General features: G+C 61.4%; 15 protein-coding genes and 1 pseudogene. 7 read left to right on the forward strand and 9 right to left on the reverse strand.

Going from position 1 to position 18,143, the window contains the following annotated elements:
• Window positions 1–37: 37 nt before the first annotated feature.
• Window positions 38–1,213 (forward strand): hypothetical protein, encoded by a 1,176-nt coding sequence (locus tag B5M06_RS05505; RefSeq protein WP_054067905.1) that lies wholly within the window; start codon window positions 38–40, stop codon window positions 1,211–1,213.
• A 19-nt stretch (window positions 1,214–1,232) separates the two neighbouring features.
• Here the strand turns inward: B5M06_RS05505 and B5M06_RS05510 are convergent, their stop codons facing one another.
• Window positions 1,233–2,132, reverse strand: a complete 900-nt coding sequence (locus tag B5M06_RS05510; RefSeq protein ID WP_080025175.1) for a LysR family transcriptional regulator — start codon at window positions 2,130–2,132, stop codon at window positions 1,233–1,235.
• Window positions 2,133–2,291: 159 nt separating this feature from the next.
• On the opposite strand from B5M06_RS05510, the gene B5M06_RS05515 reads away from it, so the two are divergent.
• The 4 genes and pseudogenes from B5M06_RS05515 to B5M06_RS17365 form a co-directional block, all read left to right on the forward strand.
• Window positions 2,292–3,185, forward strand: a complete 894-nt coding sequence (locus tag B5M06_RS05515; RefSeq protein WP_054067900.1) for an HTD2 family dehydratase — start codon at window positions 2,292–2,294, stop codon at window positions 3,183–3,185.
• Between the two features lie 72 nt (window positions 3,186–3,257).
• Window positions 3,258–4,424: an acyl-CoA dehydrogenase family protein gene (locus B5M06_RS05520; protein WP_054067899.1), complete on the forward strand. Its 1,167-nt coding sequence runs from the start codon at window positions 3,258–3,260 to the stop codon at window positions 4,422–4,424.
• 18 nt (window positions 4,425–4,442) lie between these two features.
• The gene (locus B5M06_RS05525) at window positions 4,443–5,627 is read left to right on the forward strand and encodes a CaiB/BaiF CoA transferase family protein (RefSeq protein WP_054067898.1); all 1,185 of its coding nucleotides are present in this window, start codon (window positions 4,443–4,445) and stop codon (window positions 5,625–5,627) included.
• A 44-nt stretch (window positions 5,628–5,671) separates the two neighbouring features.
• Window positions 5,672–6,718, forward strand: a pseudogene (locus tag B5M06_RS17365) (aldolase/citrate lyase family protein); the annotation flags it as partial.
• 276 nt (window positions 6,719–6,994) lie between these two features.
• Here B5M06_RS17365 and B5M06_RS05535 read toward each other — a convergent pair.
• Window positions 6,995–8,302, reverse strand: a complete 1,308-nt coding sequence (locus tag B5M06_RS05535; protein WP_054067897.1) for a Glu/Leu/Phe/Val family dehydrogenase — start codon at window positions 8,300–8,302, stop codon at window positions 6,995–6,997.
• Between the two features lie 376 nt (window positions 8,303–8,678).
• Here B5M06_RS05535 and B5M06_RS05540 point away from each other — a divergent pair, with 376 nt between their 5' ends.
• A complete protein-coding gene (locus B5M06_RS05540; RefSeq protein WP_240184004.1) occupies window positions 8,679–9,632 on the forward strand; it encodes a fumarylacetoacetate hydrolase family protein in 954 nt (317 codons plus the stop codon).
• Window positions 9,633–9,699: 67 nt separating this feature from the next.
• Here the strand turns inward: B5M06_RS05540 and B5M06_RS05545 are convergent, their stop codons facing one another.
• Window positions 9,700–10,965, reverse strand: coding sequence for an MFS transporter (locus tag B5M06_RS05545; RefSeq protein WP_054067904.1), 1,266 nt, complete (start codon window positions 10,963–10,965; stop codon window positions 9,700–9,702).
• An 81-nt stretch (window positions 10,966–11,046) separates the two neighbouring features.
• Between B5M06_RS05545 and B5M06_RS05550 the strand changes: the two genes are divergently transcribed.
• Window positions 11,047–11,943 (forward strand): helix-turn-helix domain-containing protein, encoded by an 897-nt coding sequence (locus B5M06_RS05550; protein ID WP_054067895.1) that lies wholly within the window; start codon window positions 11,047–11,049, stop codon window positions 11,941–11,943.
• 17 nt (window positions 11,944–11,960) lie between these two features.
• Here B5M06_RS05550 and B5M06_RS05555 read toward each other — a convergent pair whose 3' ends face one another.
• The 6 genes from B5M06_RS05555 to mnmG all read right to left on the reverse strand — a co-directional run bounded on the left by B5M06_RS05555 (window position 11,961) and on the right by mnmG (window position 17,981).
• Window positions 11,961–12,821 (reverse strand): class I SAM-dependent methyltransferase, encoded by an 861-nt coding sequence (locus B5M06_RS05555; protein WP_205245392.1) that lies wholly within the window; start codon window positions 12,819–12,821, stop codon window positions 11,961–11,963.
• 14 nt (window positions 12,822–12,835) lie between these two features.
• A complete protein-coding gene (locus tag B5M06_RS05560) occupies window positions 12,836–13,750 on the reverse strand; it encodes a ParB/RepB/Spo0J family partition protein (RefSeq protein WP_054067894.1) in 915 nt (304 codons plus the stop codon).
• Window positions 13,751–13,753: 3 nt separating this feature from the next.
• Window positions 13,754–14,308 (reverse strand): RBBP9/YdeN family alpha/beta hydrolase, encoded by a 555-nt coding sequence (locus B5M06_RS05565; RefSeq protein ID WP_054067893.1) that lies wholly within the window; start codon window positions 14,306–14,308, stop codon window positions 13,754–13,756.
• A gap of 55 nt (window positions 14,309–14,363) precedes the next feature.
• On the reverse strand, window positions 14,364–15,134 hold the full coding sequence (locus B5M06_RS05570; protein WP_054067892.1) for a ParA family protein: 771 nt from the start codon (window positions 15,132–15,134) through the stop codon (window positions 14,364–14,366).
• 217 nt (window positions 15,135–15,351) lie between these two features.
• Entirely contained in the window at window positions 15,352–16,020 is a 669-nt protein-coding gene (rsmG, locus tag B5M06_RS05575) for a 16S rRNA (guanine(527)-N(7))-methyltransferase RsmG (RefSeq protein ID WP_054067891.1), read from the reverse strand.
• Window positions 16,017–17,981 (reverse strand): tRNA uridine-5-carboxymethylaminomethyl(34) synthesis enzyme MnmG, encoded by a 1,965-nt coding sequence (gene mnmG / locus B5M06_RS05580; protein ID WP_054067903.1) that lies wholly within the window; start codon window positions 17,979–17,981, stop codon window positions 16,017–16,019. The genes rsmG and mnmG overlap by 4 nt, the downstream gene beginning before the upstream one ends.
• Between the last annotated feature and the right edge of the window lie 162 nt (window positions 17,982–18,143).

Genomic DNA, 18,143 nt, shown 5'->3' on the forward strand with positions numbered 1-18,143 from the left:
GTGTGCCCGGGCCGTGGTTTTCCTCTAGAGTGGCGGTGTGACTCCCAGCATTCCACCCTCTTCCGTCATACCTATTCAGCCCATCCCACCCAGCTCCGGTGGTGATGGCGGCAGCCATGGCGGATCAGCTTCTGCCACCACTGGCACAGCCCCCAGTGCACCGGCTGCACCAGCCGGCAGCACCAGTCCAAGCGCAGCGCTGGCCCCCATCGTGCAGGCCATGCAGTCTGCGCTGGCCAACACGGTAGACCTTTCGCCACAGGCCCAGCAGGCCATCAAGCTCGAAACATTTGCCAGACTGGTGCAGCAGCTGGTCAGTCAGGTGCAACCCACCAGGGTGGACATGCCCGCCAGCTGGCCTGCAGGCGGTGTCACACCCCAGATGCAGCAATTGCTCTCTGCCTTGCTGCAGCAGTTCACGGCCCAGCAGCCCCTGCCACAGCAGCTGGTGAGCGTGCAGTCCTGGTCTGCGCAGTTGACGCAGGCCGTGCTGCAGCATGCTGGTGCGTCTGCGGCCACCGCGCAGACCTCCACAGCCGCCGACAGCGCTACCGCACATACGGCCCAGCGCCCTGCGGGTTCCGCCCCTTTGCCGCCGCTGCAGAACTGGCTGGTGCAGCAAGGCAGCATTCAGGCCGCAGATGGAGAACGCGCCTTTACGCTGACCCTGCGCGTGCCTGCCGCATGGGCGCAGGCCCAGCCCACGCTGGCGGCCGCACTGCCTGGTGCCTTAACAGGTACACCAACACCAGGAACGGGCCTGCCTCCCCTGGCGTTTGCTGGCAGCGTGCAGCAGCTGGCCAGCGGCAGTTTCGGCCTGGTCATGCAGCCTCAGGCCATACCGGGCAGTGCTGCAGCAGTCGCTGCACAGGCCATGCGCACCAGTGCCATCTTGCAGCTGGAGTTTCAGCCCTTGGCACAGGCCATGCAAAGTGCACAGGCTGCCTCGGTCTATATGCACGCTGCCATGCTGCCGCAGGACGTGCAGGCCATGCTCCAGAACAAGGGTACAGACCCATGGCTGCTGATGCTGCAAAACCAGGCCGATGAAAACGGCAAAAAGCAGCCCAGAAACGGCAATGAGCACAACCAGAACTTCTGCAACCGCGCAGGCTGCCAGTACCAGGGTCGTGCCGTATGTGCACAGCCGTTCTGTGCAGAAATGAATTACCTGTGGTCTATCGACCGGGCGCACCGTTCATCGCGGCTATGATGGGTTGTGCGGCGGATCTTTAGAGGCTTGTGTGGTGATATTGCTCAACCGCCTGCATCAGCTCTTGCACATGGCTGCCCAAAGTGACGCCTTCGCGCACCAGCATGTAGCGCGGTCGCACGGCCCAGCTATCAATCAGCTCAATTTGTAGCAAGCGCGCCAAGCTGCTGCTACGCTGGGCTGCACTTTCAGGCACCACGGCTACGCCAACACCGGCAGCCACCATGCGGCACATGGCGTCATAGTTCGAGACTTGAATACGCAGTTTGAGTGTGTGCCCCAGCTGCAGTGCAATTTGGCTCAAAAAGGTTTGCAAGGTACTGTCGCGGTGCATGCCTACAAAGCGTTCATGCAGCACCTGAGAGAAGTTCACGGCCTGGAGCGAACTCCAGCGTGGTTCGTCCGGTGCCACCAGCACCAGCCGGTCGGTGCTGAAGTGCACACTGGTTAAACCATGTGTATCCACCTCGCCCGCGATGATGCCCAGATCCGCCCGGCCTTCACGGATGTCTGAGGCAATCACGGCATTGGAGCGCTCTTGCAAGTCCACGCTAATGTGGGGGTGTGCCGTGAGGTAAGAGGCCAAGATGTCGGGCAAAAACTCCGTCACCGCCGTGGTGTTGGCAAACACGCGCACATGGCCGCGCAGGCCTGCGCCGTACTCCTGCAAATCGGCTTCAAGCTGCTGCGCCTGCTGCAGCATGGCACGGGCATGGAACAGAAAAGCCTCGCCCGGCGGCGTCAGGCGCACACCGCGAGCCTCTCGAATTAGCAAAGGCATGCCCGCTTCCTCTTCCATGGCCTTGATGCGGGCGCTGGTGGCTGCCAGCGACAGAAAGCATTGCTCTGCAGCCCGCGTCAAACTGCCGGTTTTGGCGACCTGGACAAAGAGCAAAAAGTCTTTCAATTCGAGCTTCATGGGGTGTTCTGGTTTCCACTGAGGTGGGAAAGACTTTTGAAAAACCGAAGGCTTGCTTGCAAAAGCTGTGATTGTAGAAAGCTTTTTCGAGCGCCAAGATGCATTGCAACTGATCGCCAGAAGCCACGGGCGACACCTAAAGCAAAGCATGGATTGGTTATGACCGAGAGCACGATTCCCCAAATTGATGCCACCCAACTGGCACACCTGCAAACATGGCAAGGCCGCAGCGAGACCACGCCCGACACCATCACGGCTGCGCCCCTGCGTGCACTGTCTGCCACCTTAGACCGCGATGACGCCCCCGTGGCAGCGGGCAGCACCGTACCGCCGCTGTGGCACTGGATGTACTTTCTGCCGCACGCCCGCCACAGCGAGCTGGGCCCAGACGGCCACCCGCAGCGCGGCGGCTTTCTGCCGCCCGTGCCCCTGCCGCGCCGCATGTGGGCCGGTGGCCGCCTGCGCTGGGAATTGAGCAACCCGCTGCAAGTCGGCCAGGATGTGGAGCGCGTCTCCACCATCCAGTCCGTCACGCACAAGGTGGGGCGCACCGGGGAGCTGCTGTTTGTGCAGGTGGAACACCGCTTTGGCAATGCCGATGGCCTGTGCCTGACGGAAGAACACGACATCGTCTACCGCGCCGCGGCCCAGCCTGGGGAGGCAGCACCGGTCCCCCAAACGCCGCCGCTGGCCGGTCAGCAGCAATGGTCCCGCGTGATCACGCCCGATGACGTGCTGCTGTTTCGCTACTCCGCGCTCACCTTCAACGGTCACCGCATTCACTACGACCGCAAGTACGTGACCGAGGTGGAAGGCTACCCGGGTCTGATCGTGCACGGCCCCCTGATTGCCACGCTGCTGGTGGACCTGGTGCGCCGCAACCTGCCTCATGCGCAGTTGCACAGCTTTGCCTTCAAGGCCGTGCGGCCCACGTTTGACCTGCACAGCTTCAGCGTGCACGGCAAGCCATCGGCTGACGGCAAAACCATGGAACTGTGGGCGCAAGACCATGAAGGCTGGCTGACCATGCAAGCCATTGCCACGCTGGCGTAAACCACAAAAACAAGAGCTGCTAGTGCTTGCTGCATGAGCACTAGAGGTCAAAACATTCTCAAGAGAAGCACCATGATCGAGTTGACCCAATCGAACAACCACCACGAAATCCGCGATGCCATCCGCGACCTGTGCGCAGCCTTTCCGGATGAGTATTTCCGCAAGGTGGACGAGGAACGCGCCTATCCCGAGCAGTTCGTCAATGCGCTGACGGAAGCCGGCTGGATGGCGGCGCTGATCCCGCAGGAATACGGCGGCTCCGGCCTGGGGCTGACCGAAGCCTCGGTCATCATGGAAGAGATCAACCGCTGCGGCGGCAACTCCGGCGCCTGCCATGGCCAGATGTACAACATGGGCACGCTGCTGCGCCACGGTTCTGCGGAGCAAAAGCAAAAGTACTTGCCCAAGATTGCGACCGGCGAATGGCGTTTGCAGTCCATGGGGGTGACCGAGCCCACCACGGGCACGGACACCACCAAGATCAAGACCACCGCCGTGAAGAAGGGCGACAAATACGTCATCAACGGCCAGAAGGTGTGGATCAGCCGCATCCAGCACAGCGACTTCATGATCTTGCTGGCGCGCACCACGCCGCTGGCCGAGGTGACCAAGAAAAGCGAAGGCATGTCCATCTTCATGGTGGACCTGCGCGAGGCAGAGAAAAAGGGCATGACCGTGCGCCCCATCCCGAACATGGTCAACCACGAGACCAACGAACTGTTCTTTGAAAACCTGGAGATTCCCGAAGAGAACCTGATTGGCGAAGAAGGCAAGGGCTTTAAATACATCCTCGACGGCCTGAACGCCGAACGCACGCTGATTGCCGCCGAGTGCATTGGTGATGGTTACTGGTTCATGGACCGTGTGACCCAGTACGTCAAAGACCGCGTGGTGTTTGGCCGCCCGATTGGCCAGAACCAGGGAGTGCAGTTCCCGATTGCTGAAACCTTTATCGAACTCGAGGCCGCCAACCTGATGCGCTGGAAAGCGTGTGAGCTGTACGACAAGCACGAGCACATGGGAGCCCAGGCCAATATGGCCAAGTACCTGGCGGCCAAGGCCAGCTGGGAAGCTGCCAATGCCTGTCTGCAATTCCACGGTGGTTTTGGCTTTGCCTGCGAGTACGACGTGGAGCGCAAATTTCGCGAAACACGTCTGTACCAGGTGGCGCCGATTTCGACCAACCTGATCTATTCCTACGTGGCCGAGCACCTGTTGGGTCTACCACGTTCGTTCTAAAAATCGGGGGAATCTGACATGGCAGCCTCTCAACGCCCTCGTCCGCTGGACGGCATTACCGTCGTTTCGCTGGAACACGCAGTTGCTGCACCGTTTTGCACACGCCAGCTTGCCGATCTGGGTGCCCGCGTAATCAAGGTCGAACGCCCTGGCAACGGCGACTTTGCACGCGGCTATGACCAGCGTGTAAACGGGCAGTCCTCACATTTCATCTGGATCAACCGTAGCAAAGAGAGCCTGGCGCTTGACGTCAAACAACCTGCGGCCAAAGCGGCCCTGCTGGAGCTGTTGAAAACCGCCGATGTGCTAGTGCAAAACCTGGCTCCTGGCGCGACGGCACGCATGGGCTTGTCGTACGAGACGCTCAAGGAGCTCAATCCCAAATTGATCGTCTGCGACATCAGCGGCTATGGGGCCGATGGGCCCTACCGCGACAAGAAAGCCTATGACTTGCTGATCCAAAGCGAGGCTGGCTTTTTATCGGTGACCGGCACGCCGGAGACTCCCAGCAAATCGGGCATCTCGGTGGCCGATATTGCAGCGGGAATGTATGCCTACACCAACATCCTCTCGGCCCTGCTACTGCGCGGCAAGACGGGGGCGGGCAGCCACATTGATGTGTCCATGCTGGAAGCCATGGGCGAGTGGATGGGCTACCCCTTGTACTACGCCTACGACGGCGCACCGCCACCACCACGCACCGGAGCTTCCCACGCCAGCATCTACCCTTATGGGCCTTTCCAGGCAGGCGATGGCAAGACGGTGATGCTGGGCCTGCAAAACGAGCGCGAGTGGACGGCCTTCTGCGACACCGTGCTTCTGCAACCCGATGTGGCTACCGACACCCGTTTTGACAGCAATGCCCAGCGCAATGCCAACCGCGAAGCACTACAAGCCTTGATCGTGCAAACCTTTGCCGCACTGACTGCGGCCCAAGTGGTGGAGCGTCTGGAGCAAGCTGGTATTGCCAATGCACGCGTCAACGAAATGGCCGACTTGTGGGAGCACCCGCAGCTGCAAGCACGCCAGCGCTGGCGCACCGTAGGCACACCCCAAGGTGATGTCCCCGCACTGCTGCCGCCCGGAGTGAACAGTGCTTTTGACTACCGCATGGAAGCCGTGCCTGCCGTGGGCCAGCACAACGCCAGCATCCTGGCGGAGCTGGGCTGGAGCGCAGAGCAAATCGCCTCGGTGAATGCATAAATAAAAAGCAGGTAATGCAAGCGCTGCCTGCTCTGGAGACAACCATGAAACAAGACAAACAAGTTGCTGTGCATCCCCTGGCACAGTTTGCCGCCACACTGAAGTGGGACGATGTGCCGGAAGCGGTGCAGTGCAAAGCGGAAGATTTGTGGGTGGACTGGTTTGGCTCGGTGCTGGCCGGGCAAAGTGCCCGCCCGGTGCAAAGCATTGCGCGCTTTGCGCTGTCGCAAGGCCCGGCCCAAGGTCCTTGCGAAGTGATCGGTCAGCGCAGCACCACCTCACCCATGATGGCTGCGCTGGCGAATGCCGCCGCATCGCACGTGGCAGAGCAGGACGATGTGCACAACGGCTCGGTGTTCCACCCTGCGGCCGTGGTGTTTCCACCCACAGTGGCTGTGGCGCAGAGCATTGGTGCCAGCGGTGCACAGCTCATGGCTGCTTGCGTGGCGGGCTATGAAGTCGGCATCCGCGTGGGTGAGTTTCTGGGCCGCAGCCACTACAAAATTTTTCACACCACCGGCACCGCAGGCACGCTGGCAGCGGCCGCTGCCGTGGGCAATTTGCTGGGGCTAACACCCGCCCAAATGCAGCATGCCCTGGGCTCTGCGGGTACACAGGCTGCGGCCCAGCGCACACGCCTGCTGGTGCGCATCAACGCAGCGGGCACCGCATGGGTCGATGACGATGTGCACACCGTGGCTACGCTGGTCTCACGCGGTCTGGCTGGCGCCGTGGTGCCCAAAGCCGAATCGCCCGAATACCTGAACCAACTGGCCCAGCAAACCGGTACCGGCTGCGCGCTGGTGGCCCTGATCGAAACCGTGGCCGGAATGGATGCCTTGCCAGCCTTGGCCCGCGCAGCCCAGGTGCAGCGCCTGGCTTTTGGGCATCTGGATTTTCAGGTGGATGCGGGCATGCAATGCGCGCCCGACGAAGGCGAGCTGCTGCCTACCCGCATGGCCCTGGTCATGGCATCGCGCCGTGCAGGCCTGCCCCCGCCCATTGACGGAGTCACGGTGGACACTCAGGACCCCGCACGCCTGCACAGCGACACCGCACGCGCGCTGCGCATGGGTTTTGGCGGCAAGCTATGCATCCACCCCGCACAGCTGGAAGGCGTACACGCCGTATTTGCCCCCGATGCCCTAACCGTAGAACACGCCCAAGCCGTGGTGCAAGCCATGGAAGCAGCCAACGGTGGTGTGTGTGTGGTCAACAGCAAGATGGTCGATGCCCCTGTGCTGCACTTGGCACAGCGCACGCTGCAACGCCATGCTTGGGCCATGCAGCGCAGCTGAACTACAGTGCACGCAGCCTTACAACAAAGCGGCCAGTTGGCCGCTTTGTTGCTGTGTACCGCCCCTGAATCAGGGGTACAGGCCACGCGCCTCGCGGGCGTGCAGAATGCGCTTGCAGGCCACGATAAAGGTGGCAGTACGCAGACTGACCTTGTTGTCCTGCGCCACTTGCCACACGGCGGCGAACGCCTCCTGCATGATGCGCACCAGACGGGCGTTGATCTCGTCCTCGCTCCAGAAGAAGCTGGAGAAATCCTGCACCCACTCAAAGTAACTCACGGTCACGCCACCGGCGTTGGCGATCACGTCAGGCAGCACCAGCACGCCCTTGTCGTGGAGGATGTCGTCGGCCTCAGGGGTCGTGGGGCCGTTGGCTCCTTCGATCACCATGCGTGCCTTGATGCGCTCGGCGTTGTCCTTGTTGATCTGACCTTCCAGCGCAGCGGGAATCAGAATGTCGCAGTCCACGGACCAGAAAGCATCCGTATCGATGGCTTCTGCACCAGGGAAGCCTTTGACACCACCGTGTTCACGCACATGCTCCTGCAAAGCAGCGGCATCCATGCCCAGCGGGTTGTAGATGCTGCCTGTGTGGTCCTGCACCGCCACCAGCTGCGCACCTGCTTCTACAAACAGGCGACCAGCAGTGCCACCCACATTGCCAAAGCCTTGCACGGCCACCCGTGCACCCTGTACAGGCAGGCCGATCAGCTTGGCCGCTTCCACACCCACGGTAAACACGCCGCGACCTGTGGCTTCCACACGCCCCAGTGAGCCACCCAGATCAATGGGCTTGCCCGTGACCACACCTGTGGCCGTTGCGCCGGTGTTCATGGAGTAGGTATCCATCATCCACGACATGATCTGGGCATTGGTGTTCACGTCCGGCGCAGGAATGTCCTTGGTGGGGCCGATAAGCAGACCAATCTCGCTGGTGTAGCGACGTGTCAGGCGTTCCAGCTCACCCTTGGAGAGCTTGCGCGGATCGACACGGATGCCGCCCTTGGCTCCGCCATAAGGCACGTTCACAGCCGCGTTCTTGATCGACATCCAGGCCGACAGCGCCATCACTTCCGACAGCGTCACATCCTGGTGAAAACGCACGCCGCCCTTGCCTGGGCCGCGGCTCAGGTTGTGCTGTACGCGATAGCCCTCGAAGTGGGCGATCGTGCCATCATCCATTTCGATGGGTACATCCACCACCAGAATGCGCTTGGGACGCTTGAGCGTCTCGACCCAGCGGGCCAGAGAGCCCAGATAGGGTGTGACGCGATCGACCTGCTGCAAGTAAGTCCCCCATGGGCCGATCTCATCTGCATTCAGATACGACGGCAAGGCATGCTTGGTCGCCAGGGCGGATTGCTCATACACAGACATATGCACCTCTCGTGAAGAAATCCCTTCCGCTGGTATCTGTGGAGACTGGTGTGCGGCAGCAACACCCACATCCGTCTCCGCAGACACGCTGCTGCCGGAAGTCATGCTGACAGGCTACGCGCAAGCCCTGGCGCTGTCCAACGCCGCCTGTTTCTTCACTTATAAATTTCTTGCATATTCATGCAATGACGGACATCACCACGATATTTCGTACGAGACATACAGCAATTTCTGCAAATTTCATGCAGCGCCATTACGTAACAAACCTTTCCAAGTTCCCAACCCAGATCTGTCTTCTGGGCGGGCAGCACTCGCATTCCTGTCTGCGCTGTGCGGGCACATGCACCCCAGCTTCGCAATGCCGCCAGGTTTTGCCATGATTCGATCTATGTCGACCGAATCCAACAAAGATTGCTCCACGGGCTACTGCTCCACAGGCCCCTCTCCCTTTGCCAACCAGCCCCCGCTGGGCTTGAACCTGCTGGCCAAGGACGACCCTGAAGACATCCTGCCTGACTGGGTCAGGCTCACTCCTGAACTGCCGCAGGACTGCTACTCCATTGCCGATGCGCTGTGGTGGAGCCACAAGCTGGGCGAGCGCACGGCCAGCGGCGCTGACGTGGCCTATATGCTGCGTGATGCGGCCGATGCACGCGCAGTGCAAAGCGCGCTGGCACAGGTGCGCCAGTGGTGGCCTCAGGGCAGCGTGCCCCGCTACTGGAAGTCTGGCGGCCCCGCACGTGATGCCGCGCAGCTGATCCATGCCCCCCTGCCTGAGCCTGGCATCCAGGCCGAAGTGGACACCGCCAGCGCGCCCGCCACCGTCTTCAGCCTGCGTGGCGTGGAAGGCGAAATTGCACTGCGCATTGCACAGGACGTGACACAGGAACAGGCTGCAACACTCACGCCAGCATCTGCGCGCGAGCTGGTCGATGCCTATGCAGTGGCCATCGAATTTGTAGACAGCCGCTGGCGCGAAGGCCTCCAGGCCCCTGCGCTGACGCTGCTGGCTGACGGCCAGTGCCACGGCGGCCTGGCACTGAGCGCCTGGCAAGACTTTGCCCCGCTGCGCGAGCACGACTGGACACAGCAGGTCTGCACGCTGCAGGTCAATGATGGCGAAGCCCAGCGCTTTACCGGCAGCCACAGCCTGCAGGACCCCACCTGGCTGCTGGCGGACTGGCTCAAGCATGTGACGGCCCATTACGGCACGGTCAAGGCCGGCACCGTGGTGACGACCGGCACCTGGACAGGCTGCCCTGAAGTGCAGGCGGGTGACCTGGTCACCGTGTGCTTTGAAGGACTGGGACAGGTACGCTGGCAGTTCTAAGTCATACAGATGGCGCATCAACAACCAAGGCCGCTTTCGCGGCCTTGGTTGTCTGCAGCACAGCTTTTCAGGCCGCGCGCTGGGTGTTTTTCTGGTGCAGACTCACCCCCACCGCCGTTGCCGCCCACACGCTCAGTGCCAGCGCAATGCCAGCGCCATAGAACACCTGGCTGTGCAGATGGTGGTCCATCATCCAGCCAAAGATGGGGGCAGCCAGCGCAAAGCCTGAATCCAGGCCCGAATACACGGTGCCGTACACCCGGCCCGTGCTACCTGCCGGTGTGGCGCGCTTGATCAGCATGTCGCGCGAAGGGCCTGCCAGCCCATGACCAAAACCGGCCACCGATGCCACGACCAGTGCCACCGAACCCGGCAGCCAGCCCGTGCCCACCAGTGCCAGACAGCCTGCAGCCAGCAGCAGGAAGATGGCAATCGTCAGCTCCAGCCGGCGCACATACTGGGCCAGAAAGCCGCCACCCACCATGCCTACAGCCCCACAGAGCATGAAGCCTGTGACCACCAGCGCGGTCTGTGTCAGCGGCAGTTCATACATCAGGTTCAGGGCTGTGCTGGCGTAGTTCTGCACGGCACTGAGCCCCACGGTGCTGAAGAAAAAGAAAGCAAAACACAGCCACACCGCAGGTAGCTTCAGATAGGCAAAGGGGCTCTCTTCCACAGCCTCCGCACCGCCCTGGGACGAAGCAGCCTTGGGCGCAGCAGGTACGTCAAAGGCCTTGTCATCCAGCCAGCGGCGGTTGATCAGCATGACCGTCAGCACTACGGCCGCAAACATGGCTCCACAGAAGCAGGCCATCCGCCAGGAGCCTGTGGCCGTGGTAATGCCCATCATGAACACGGGAGCCGCGGCCCAGCCCAGATTGCCGGAGATGCCGTGCACGGAATACGCGTGGCCGATGTGCTTGGCCGTGACACGCTTGTTGAGAATGGTGAAGTCCACGGGGTGAAACGGCGCATTGCCCAGCCCCGCAAACAAGGATGCCGCCAGCAGCATGGCGTAGTTCTGGGCCACGGAAGCAATCAGCCCCGCCACCACAAAACTGGTGAGCGCCGCAAACAGCACACGCTGTGCACCCACCTTGTCCACCAGAAAGCCTGAGAGCATCTGCCCCACACCAGAGACCACGTAGAACAGCGACACCATGACCCCGAGCTGTGCATAGCTGTAGTCAAACTCCGCAATCAGCCATGGAAACAGCGGCGGCAGCAGCAGGTGAAAAAAGTGGGAAGAGCCGTGAGCCAGGCCTACCAGGCTGATGGTGCGGATATCGCTGCGCACAGGCGGTGTCGCAGAGGTCATGGAAGCAGTCGTCATGCCGCGCATCTTAGTCAGCGCGACTGCGGCAGGTATGCGATAGTCTGCCAAAAGATCGCGCATATCTGCCAATTCCAGACCATGTCTCAAGCCGCCCCCTCCAGCAGCAATCCACACCGCCATGCACGCACCAGAGCGGCAATTCCGCTGCTCGACCCCATGCTCTATCAACCGCATGCGCAGCGGCCTGTGCGCTCCAAGATGCGCGAGCTGGACAAAGACACCCTGATCATGCCGCACCGCCACGCCTGGGCGCAGCTGGCAATTTCTACGGGTGGTGTCATACGCGTGTCCTTGCCCGATGCCACCTATCTTGTGCCACCGCACCGTGCCGTGTGGGTACCACCCGGAGTGGAACACGCAGTGACGCTGGTGGAAACGGCACGCCTGTACACGCTGTACTTTCTGCCCGAAGCCTGTGGTGGCGGCGTGCAGGCACGCTGGATGAACGATGCCATCTGGCAGCAATGCCGTGTGCTGGAAGCCTCTGCCCTGCTGCGGGCACTGGTCGTAGAAATGGACACCCGCAGCGATCAGGCTGAGCCATTGACACCCGATTTGCTGGAGCGCGAAACCCATCTGAGCGCCCTGCTGTGCGGCGAAATCCGCCGTGCGCCAGTGATTGAGCTGGGGGTACGGCTGCCGCAGGACAAGCGCCTGAAGCACCTGTGCGAAGCCGTGATTGATGACCCCACACGCCATGAGACCCTGGAGCAATGGGCGCTGGACACAGGGGCCAGCCTGCGCACCGTGGCCCGGCTGTTTCGCAGCGAACTGGGCTGCACGTTTACGCAGTGGCGCCAGCAAGTGGTGCTGGCCAAGGCCGTCGCTCTGGCGGCGCGGCGCTTGCCGATTGCCCAGATCGCTGCAGAGTTGGGCTACACCCCCAGTGCTTTTAATGCACTGGTGCGCCGTACCGTGGGTATGAGCGCGACCAGCTTTCTGGGGCAGCAAAAAGGCGCAGCAACAACGCTCTGAAGCGGATCAGCGCGTATTCAGCGACGCTTGGGTGTGCCGCCGGGGCGGCCCCTGCCGGGATACAGGCGCTGGCCATTGACCACAATGCCCTGCGGGCTGGGAGCGAGCATGCCAGCCACTTCATCGGCTTCCACACTTTCGCGGTCTACCTCGGCCAGTGGCGCGCGATAGGCGTAAACCTCACGCACGTCATCGAGCTGGTCGATATAGGTTGGTGTGACATCAGGAATCGGAAAATTCAGGCTCACCAGCCATGTGCCTTCACGCATTTCACCGAGGGATTTGACGGCTGCGCGGCTCATGGTCTCGGGCCGCTGGAACAGATAGACCATATCGTAGGCCGACCAGTCCACACCCCACATATCACCACGCCGCACACGTGCCCAGGGGCAGCGCAGCTGGCTCACCCAGCGTAGCGGCCAGCTCCATTCCACGCCATAGACCCTGGCCTGCGGCCATGCACGGTGCAGCGCCTGCAGGCCATCACCCATGCCACAGCCGGCATCGAGCAGCTTGGCATCTGCGGGCAAAGCAATGTGCTGCGCCAGGCCATCGAGCGCCCCCGCAGGCGTGGGGAAGACTGGCGCATCGCGCCAGGCATTGAGGGGGTAGACCAGCAGCAGCAAGGCCAGTGGAATCAGCCAGCCCCATGCCGGAATCTGGCCTGCCGCCAGCACCAGCCAGGACAGTGGAAAACCTGCTGCAATCATGCAGCGCCGCCACCAGCCATGGCCCAGCAGGCTGGCCGCAGACCCCAAGGCACAGGCCAGCAGTACGGCACCCCACCAGGGCAGCGCATGGCTGGCTCCCCAAAAAACTGCCCAGGACGCAGCCCAGGTCAACAAAGCGGGCAGCGGCCAGGGCAGCAGTCGAGTCATTTCAGGTTCGTGCCTTAAGCGCGCAGTTTTTCAATCAGCCCATTGAGCTCTTCGAGCGAACCAAACTGGATGGCCAGCTCGCCCATGTCGTGGAACTTGCCGTCGCGCTTGACGCGTTTTTTCACGCGCACTTCGACTTGTGCCATGAGCAGGTCAGACAGCTCTTCTTCCACGCGCAGCACATCGCGGGACTTGGCGGGCTTCTGTGCCTTGGCGGACGCTGTGCCATCCGCGCTTTCGGCCATTTTCTTGACCAGGTTTTCTGCCTCGCGCACGGACAGTTTCTTGGCGGCGATCTGGTTGGCTGCGTTGATCTGCTCGGCCCGGTCCAGTGCCAGCAGGGCACGGGCATGGCCCATGTCAAGGTCACCTGCCATCAACATGGTCTGCACAGGTTCTGCCAGATTCAGCAGGCGCAGCAGATTGGATGCGGCAGAGCGCGAACGGCCCACCGCCTGCGCAGCCTGCTCGTGCGTGTAGTTGAATTCCTTGACCAGACGTGCCAGGCCCTGGGCTTCTTCCAGCGGGTTCAGGTCTTCGCGCTGAATGTTTTCAATCAGCGCCATGGCAGCGGCGGCTTCATCGGGCACATCGCGCACCAGCACGGGCACCACCTCCAGCCCCGCCAGCTTGGAGGCACGGAAACGGCGCTCACCGGCAATGATTTCGTACTTGCCTGCGTGCTCGCCCTTGGCCAGTCTGCGCACCAGAATCGGCTGCATGATGCCCTGCGCCTTGATGCTCTCGGCCAGCTCATACAGCGCGCCTTCGTCCATGCGCGTGCGGGGCTGGTACTGGCCCGCCACCATTTCCGTCACAGGCAGGGTACTGGGCACATCGGTGCTAACTGCGGCTGCGCTCTCTTCCACCTTGGGGCCTAACAGGGCTTCCAGGCCACGTCCCAGTCCTTTGGGTTTCTTTGTCACCATGGCTTAGTCTTTCATCAGTTGTTGCAGCAGGGCATGACCGGCATCCCAGTCACCCAGCCCGCTGTCGGAATTGATATGGCCGGCATGACCCAGATCCACCAGTTCCGAGCCCCAGGCCTGCGCCATCTGCTGGGCGCGGGCGAAGCTGCAGTACGGGTCATTGCGGCTGCCCACCAGCACGCTGCGAAACGGCAAGCGCTGCAGCATGACGGGCGACCAGCCGGGCAAGATCTGGCGCAGATCGGCCTGCTCCACATCCCCCGGTGCGACCAGCAACGCAGCCTTCACCCTGGTTTTGGCCAAGGGTGAATGTGCGGCCCACCAGGCCGCCAGCATGCAGCCCAGGCTGTGCGCCACCAGTACCACGTCACGCTCGCTGTCCAGCACCGCCTCCTGCAGCTGGATGGACCAGTCGCCGCGCAGCGGGCGCTGCCAGTCATGCTGCTGCACGCGGGTGTAACCATAGCGCTGTTCCCACAGGCTTTGCCAGTGGCTGGCATCAGAGTTCTGCCATCCGGGCAGCAACAGAACATGGGGGGTGGAGGGTGAAACTGTCACTTTGTATAGCTGCTCGCGCTTGCTGAATCTGCGTTAGAGGGCAATTTGGCTTGCATTACATCTTCTGGATGCGTTTGACCATTTCCTTGGCAAAGTCCACAAAGGCCTTGCTGCCCTTGGCCGAAGGGTCAAACACTACGCCGGGCAGACCATAGCTGGGCGCTTCTGCCAGACGTACATTGCGGGGGATGACGGTGTCAAACACCTTGTCACCGAAATGGGCCTTGAGCTGGTCGCTGACCTGCTGCTGCAGCGTGGTACGGGGGTCAAACATCACGCGCAGCAGGCCAATGATCTGCAAATCCTTGTTCATATTGGCGTGTACCTGCTTGATGGTGTTGACCAGATCGGTCAGACCTTCCAGCGCAAAGTACTCGCACTGCATGGGCACGATCACGCCATGTGCCGCACACAGGCCGTTCAGTGTCAGCATGGACAGGCTGGGTGGGCAGTCCACCAGCACGAAGTCAAAGTCCTGGTCTGCGGCCTGAATGGCAGCCTTCAGGCGATCGTTACGGCGCTCCAGCGACACCAGCTCGACCTCGGCACCGCTGAGCTCACGGTTGGAGCCCAGCACGTGGTAGCCGCATTTTTCGGCCAGCACGGCGGCTTCCTTGATCGAAGCCGACTCCAGCAACACGTCATACACACTCAGTTCCAGCGCGCGCTTGTCCACGCCCGACCCCATGGTGGCATTGCCCTGGGGGTCCAGGTCCACCAGCAAGACCCGCTGACCGACTTTGGCCAGACCTGCTGCCAGATTCACTGCTGTTGTTGTTTTACCGACGCCGCCTTTTTGGTTGGCAATACAGAAAATTTTGGCCATGAGAAATCGCTGGTGAACGGCGCGTAGCGCCTGAAAAGAAAACACGCTGTGAGCACGGCATGTGCTGCTGGCACACAAAGCAAAAAGGCCCAGCGAAACCGCTGAGGCCTTTCAATGTGGGCACTGGTGCGCGCCCTGTGGAGATGTGCTGTCTGCCCACACTGAAAACTCTGAGTGCAAGACCCGAGTTTATGCGAGGGCGCAGCCACTCGCATATTCAATGTGTGTCAGCGACGGGTTTCGCCCACACAATGCAGCGCTCGGCATCCAGGCCAGGCACCTGCAATGGTTCCACGTGAAACACTTGCACGCCTTTACCCAGGGCGTCGATCTCGTCCTGAGGGTGCTTGCCCTTCATGGCAAACCAGATGCCGCTGTCTGCAATCGCACGGCGCGACCAGGTGGTGAAGTCAATCAGCGACGCAAAGGCGCGGCAGCTCACCACCTCGTAAGGCCCCTTGAGTGTTTCCACGCGCGCGTGGATGCCCTTGAGGTTGGGCAGCTTCAGGCTCACGGCCGCCTGCTGCAGGAAGGCCGCTTTCTTGGCCACGGTATCCACGCAGTCAATATCGACTTCGGGGCAGCAGATGGCAAACACCACGCCGGGCAGACCACCACCAGAACCGACATCCAGCTGGCGCGTGCGTTCACCGGCAGCCTTGCCCAGCGAAGCCACATGGCGCTGCAGTGCAGGCACAGCAGCGAGGCTGTCCAGCATGTGCAGCGACACCATTTCCTGCGGATCACGCACGGAAGTGAGGTTGTAGACTTTGTTCCACTTTTGCAGCAGGTCCAGAAAATCCATGAGCTTGTCGAACTGCTCCACGCTCAGGTGCAGGCCGAGCTGGGCCGCACCCTGCTCCAGTTGCTGGCGCAGATCGCTCATTCGGAAGCCTCCTTGGCGGCAGCGGTAAAGCCGCGGAAGCCGCCCTTCTTCAGGTGAATCATCAGCAGCGAGATGGCCGCGGGTGTCACACCGGAAATGCGCGATGCCTGACCCAGTGTCTCAGGGCGGTGCTTCTGCAGCTTCTGGCGCACTTCAATCGACAGGGCCGAGACCTGCATGTAATCCATGTCGGCAGGCAGGCGCAGGGTTTCATAGTGTGCAGCGCGCTCCACTTCTTCCTTCTGGCGGTCGATGTAGCCAGAGTACTTGGCGGCAATCTCTACCTGCTCCACCACATCGGCATGCAGATCACCCAGCGTTTCACGTGAAACAATTTCGGACTGGTACTTGCCTTCGTTCATGGATACCAGCGCGTTGTATTCCACACCGGGACGGCGCAGCAGATCAAACAGGTTGTATTCGTGCTCAATGTTCTTACCCAGCACACGTTCTGCTTCTGCCGCAGGCAGATTGCGCGGATGCACCCAGGTGGACTTCAGGCGCTCTGTTTCACGTGAAACAGCATCGCGCTTGCGGTTGAACATATCCCACTGTTCATCACCCACCACACCCAGTTTGCGGCCAATTTCGGTCAGGCGCATGTCTGCATTGTCTTCACGCAGCTGCAGGCGGAACTCTGCACGGCTGGTGAACATGCGGTAAGGCTCGGTCACACCCTTGGTAATCAGGTCGTCTACCAGCACGCCCAGATAGGCTTCGTCGCGGCGGGGCGTCCATGCTTCCATGTCACGTGCCTGCAGACCAGCGTTGATGCCGGCGAACAGTCCCTGGGCCGCAGCTTCTTCATAGCCGGTCGTACCGTTGATCTGGCCCGCAAAGAACAGTCCGTTGATCTGGCGTGTTTCAAAGCTGGACTTCAGACCACGGGGGTCAAAGTAGTCATACTCAATCGCATAACCGGGACGCAGGATGTGCGCGTTCTCCAGACCCTTCATGGAGCGCACCAGCGCCAGCTGAATATCAAAAGGCAGGCTGGTCGAGATACCGTTGGGGTAGAACTCGTGCGTGGTCAGGCCTTCGGGCTCCAGGAAGATCTGGTGGCTGTCCTTGTCCGCAAAGCGGTTGATCTTGTCTTCCACGCTGGGGCAGTAGCGAGGGCCAACGCCTTCGATCTTGCCGGTGAACATGGGGCTGCGGTCAAAACCGCTGCGGATGATTTCGTGCGTACGCTCGTTGGTATGCGTAATCCAGCAAGGCATTTGCTGGGGGTGCATGGCGGCATTGCCACGGAAGCTGAACACCGGAATCTGGCCCTCGTTGGGGCCTCCTGGCATACCGTCACCGGGCTGCACTTCGCACTGCGCAAAGTCGATGGTGCGGCCATCAATACGTGGAGGTGTCCCCGTCTTCAGACGGCCCTGTGGCAGCTTGAGTTCTTTCAGACGTGCAGACAAAGTCACAGCCGGAGGATCTCCCGCACGGCCTGCTGCGTAGTTGTCCAGGCCCACGTGAATCTTGCCGTCCAGGAAAGTACCTGCGGTCAGCACCACGGTCTTGGAGCGGAACTTCAGGCCAATCTGCGTGACGGCACCGACGACGCGGTCGCCCTCGACCATCAGGTCATCGACCGCCTGCTGGAACAGCCACAGATTGGGCTGGTTCTCCAGCATCTCGCGGATCGCTGCCTTGTACAGAATACGGTCGGCCTGCGCACGTGTGGCACGCACGGCTGGGCCCTTGGAGCTGTTCAGGATGCGGAACTGGATACCGCCCTTGTCCGTGGCCAGCGCCATGGCACCGCCCATGGCATCCACTTCCTTGACCAGATGGCCCTTGCCGATACCACCAATCGATGGGTTGCAGGACATCTGGCCCAGGGTTTCAATGTTGTGGGTCAACAGCAGGGTTTGGCAGCCCATGCGGGCTGCAGCCAGCGCCGCTTCGGTGCCAGCATGACCGCCGCCAACGACGATCACATCAAATTCTTGGGGGTACAACATGGGTTCTCTCAACTCCGTCGCAGGCGGCTTCTGCGCCCTGCGCAGCCGTTCGGGTGCGCGATGTGTGCGCCCGCGCAGCTCGCAATTTTTCAGGCGCAGGCAAAACCCTGAATTTTCCCACCCTTTCCCCATCTTGTCTTTGGCCCTTTCATCCACATGTTC

It is taken from the genome of Comamonas kerstersii (genome assembly GCF_002056725.1).
Classification (GTDB): domain Bacteria; phylum Pseudomonadota; class Gammaproteobacteria; order Burkholderiales; family Burkholderiaceae_C; genus Comamonas; species Comamonas kerstersii.

Bases quoted from the DNA above. Each gene is read 5' to 3' on its own strand.
- B5M06_RS05560 (WP_054067894.1), bottom strand. From the start codon at position 13,750: ATGGTGACAAAGAAACCCAAAGGACTGGGACGTGGCCTGGAAGCCCTG.
- B5M06_RS05515 (WP_054067900.1), top strand. From the start codon at position 2,292: ATGACCGAGAGCACGATTCCCCAAATTGATGCCACCCAACTGGCACAC.
- B5M06_RS05535 (WP_054067897.1), bottom strand. From the start codon at position 8,302: ATGTCTGTGTATGAGCAATCCGCCCTGGCGACCAAGCATGCCTTGCCG.
- rsmG (WP_054067891.1), bottom strand. From the start codon at position 16,020: ATGAGCGATCTGCGCCAGCAACTGGAGCAGGGTGCGGCCCAGCTCGGC.
- B5M06_RS05525 (WP_054067898.1), top strand. From the start codon at position 4,443: ATGGCAGCCTCTCAACGCCCTCGTCCGCTGGACGGCATTACCGTCGTT.
- B5M06_RS05545 (WP_054067904.1), bottom strand. From the start codon at position 10,965: ATGACGACTGCTTCCATGACCTCTGCGACACCGCCTGTGCGCAGCGAT.
- B5M06_RS05510 (WP_080025175.1), bottom strand. From the start codon at position 2,132: ATGAAGCTCGAATTGAAAGACTTTTTGCTCTTTGTCCAGGTCGCCAAA.
- B5M06_RS05520 (WP_054067899.1), top strand. From the start codon at position 3,258: ATGATCGAGTTGACCCAATCGAACAACCACCACGAAATCCGCGATGCC.
- mnmG (WP_054067903.1), bottom strand. From the start codon at position 17,981: ATGTTGTACCCCCAAGAATTTGATGTGATCGTCGTTGGCGGCGGTCAT.
- B5M06_RS05550 (WP_054067895.1), top strand. From the start codon at position 11,047: ATGTCTCAAGCCGCCCCCTCCAGCAGCAATCCACACCGCCATGCACGC.
- B5M06_RS05540 (WP_240184004.1), top strand. From the start codon at position 8,679: ATGATTCGATCTATGTCGACCGAATCCAACAAAGATTGCTCCACGGGC.
- B5M06_RS05570 (WP_054067892.1), bottom strand. From the start codon at position 15,134: ATGGCCAAAATTTTCTGTATTGCCAACCAAAAAGGCGGCGTCGGTAAA.
- B5M06_RS05555 (WP_205245392.1), bottom strand. From the start codon at position 12,821: ATGACTCGACTGCTGCCCTGGCCGCTGCCCGCTTTGTTGACCTGGGCT.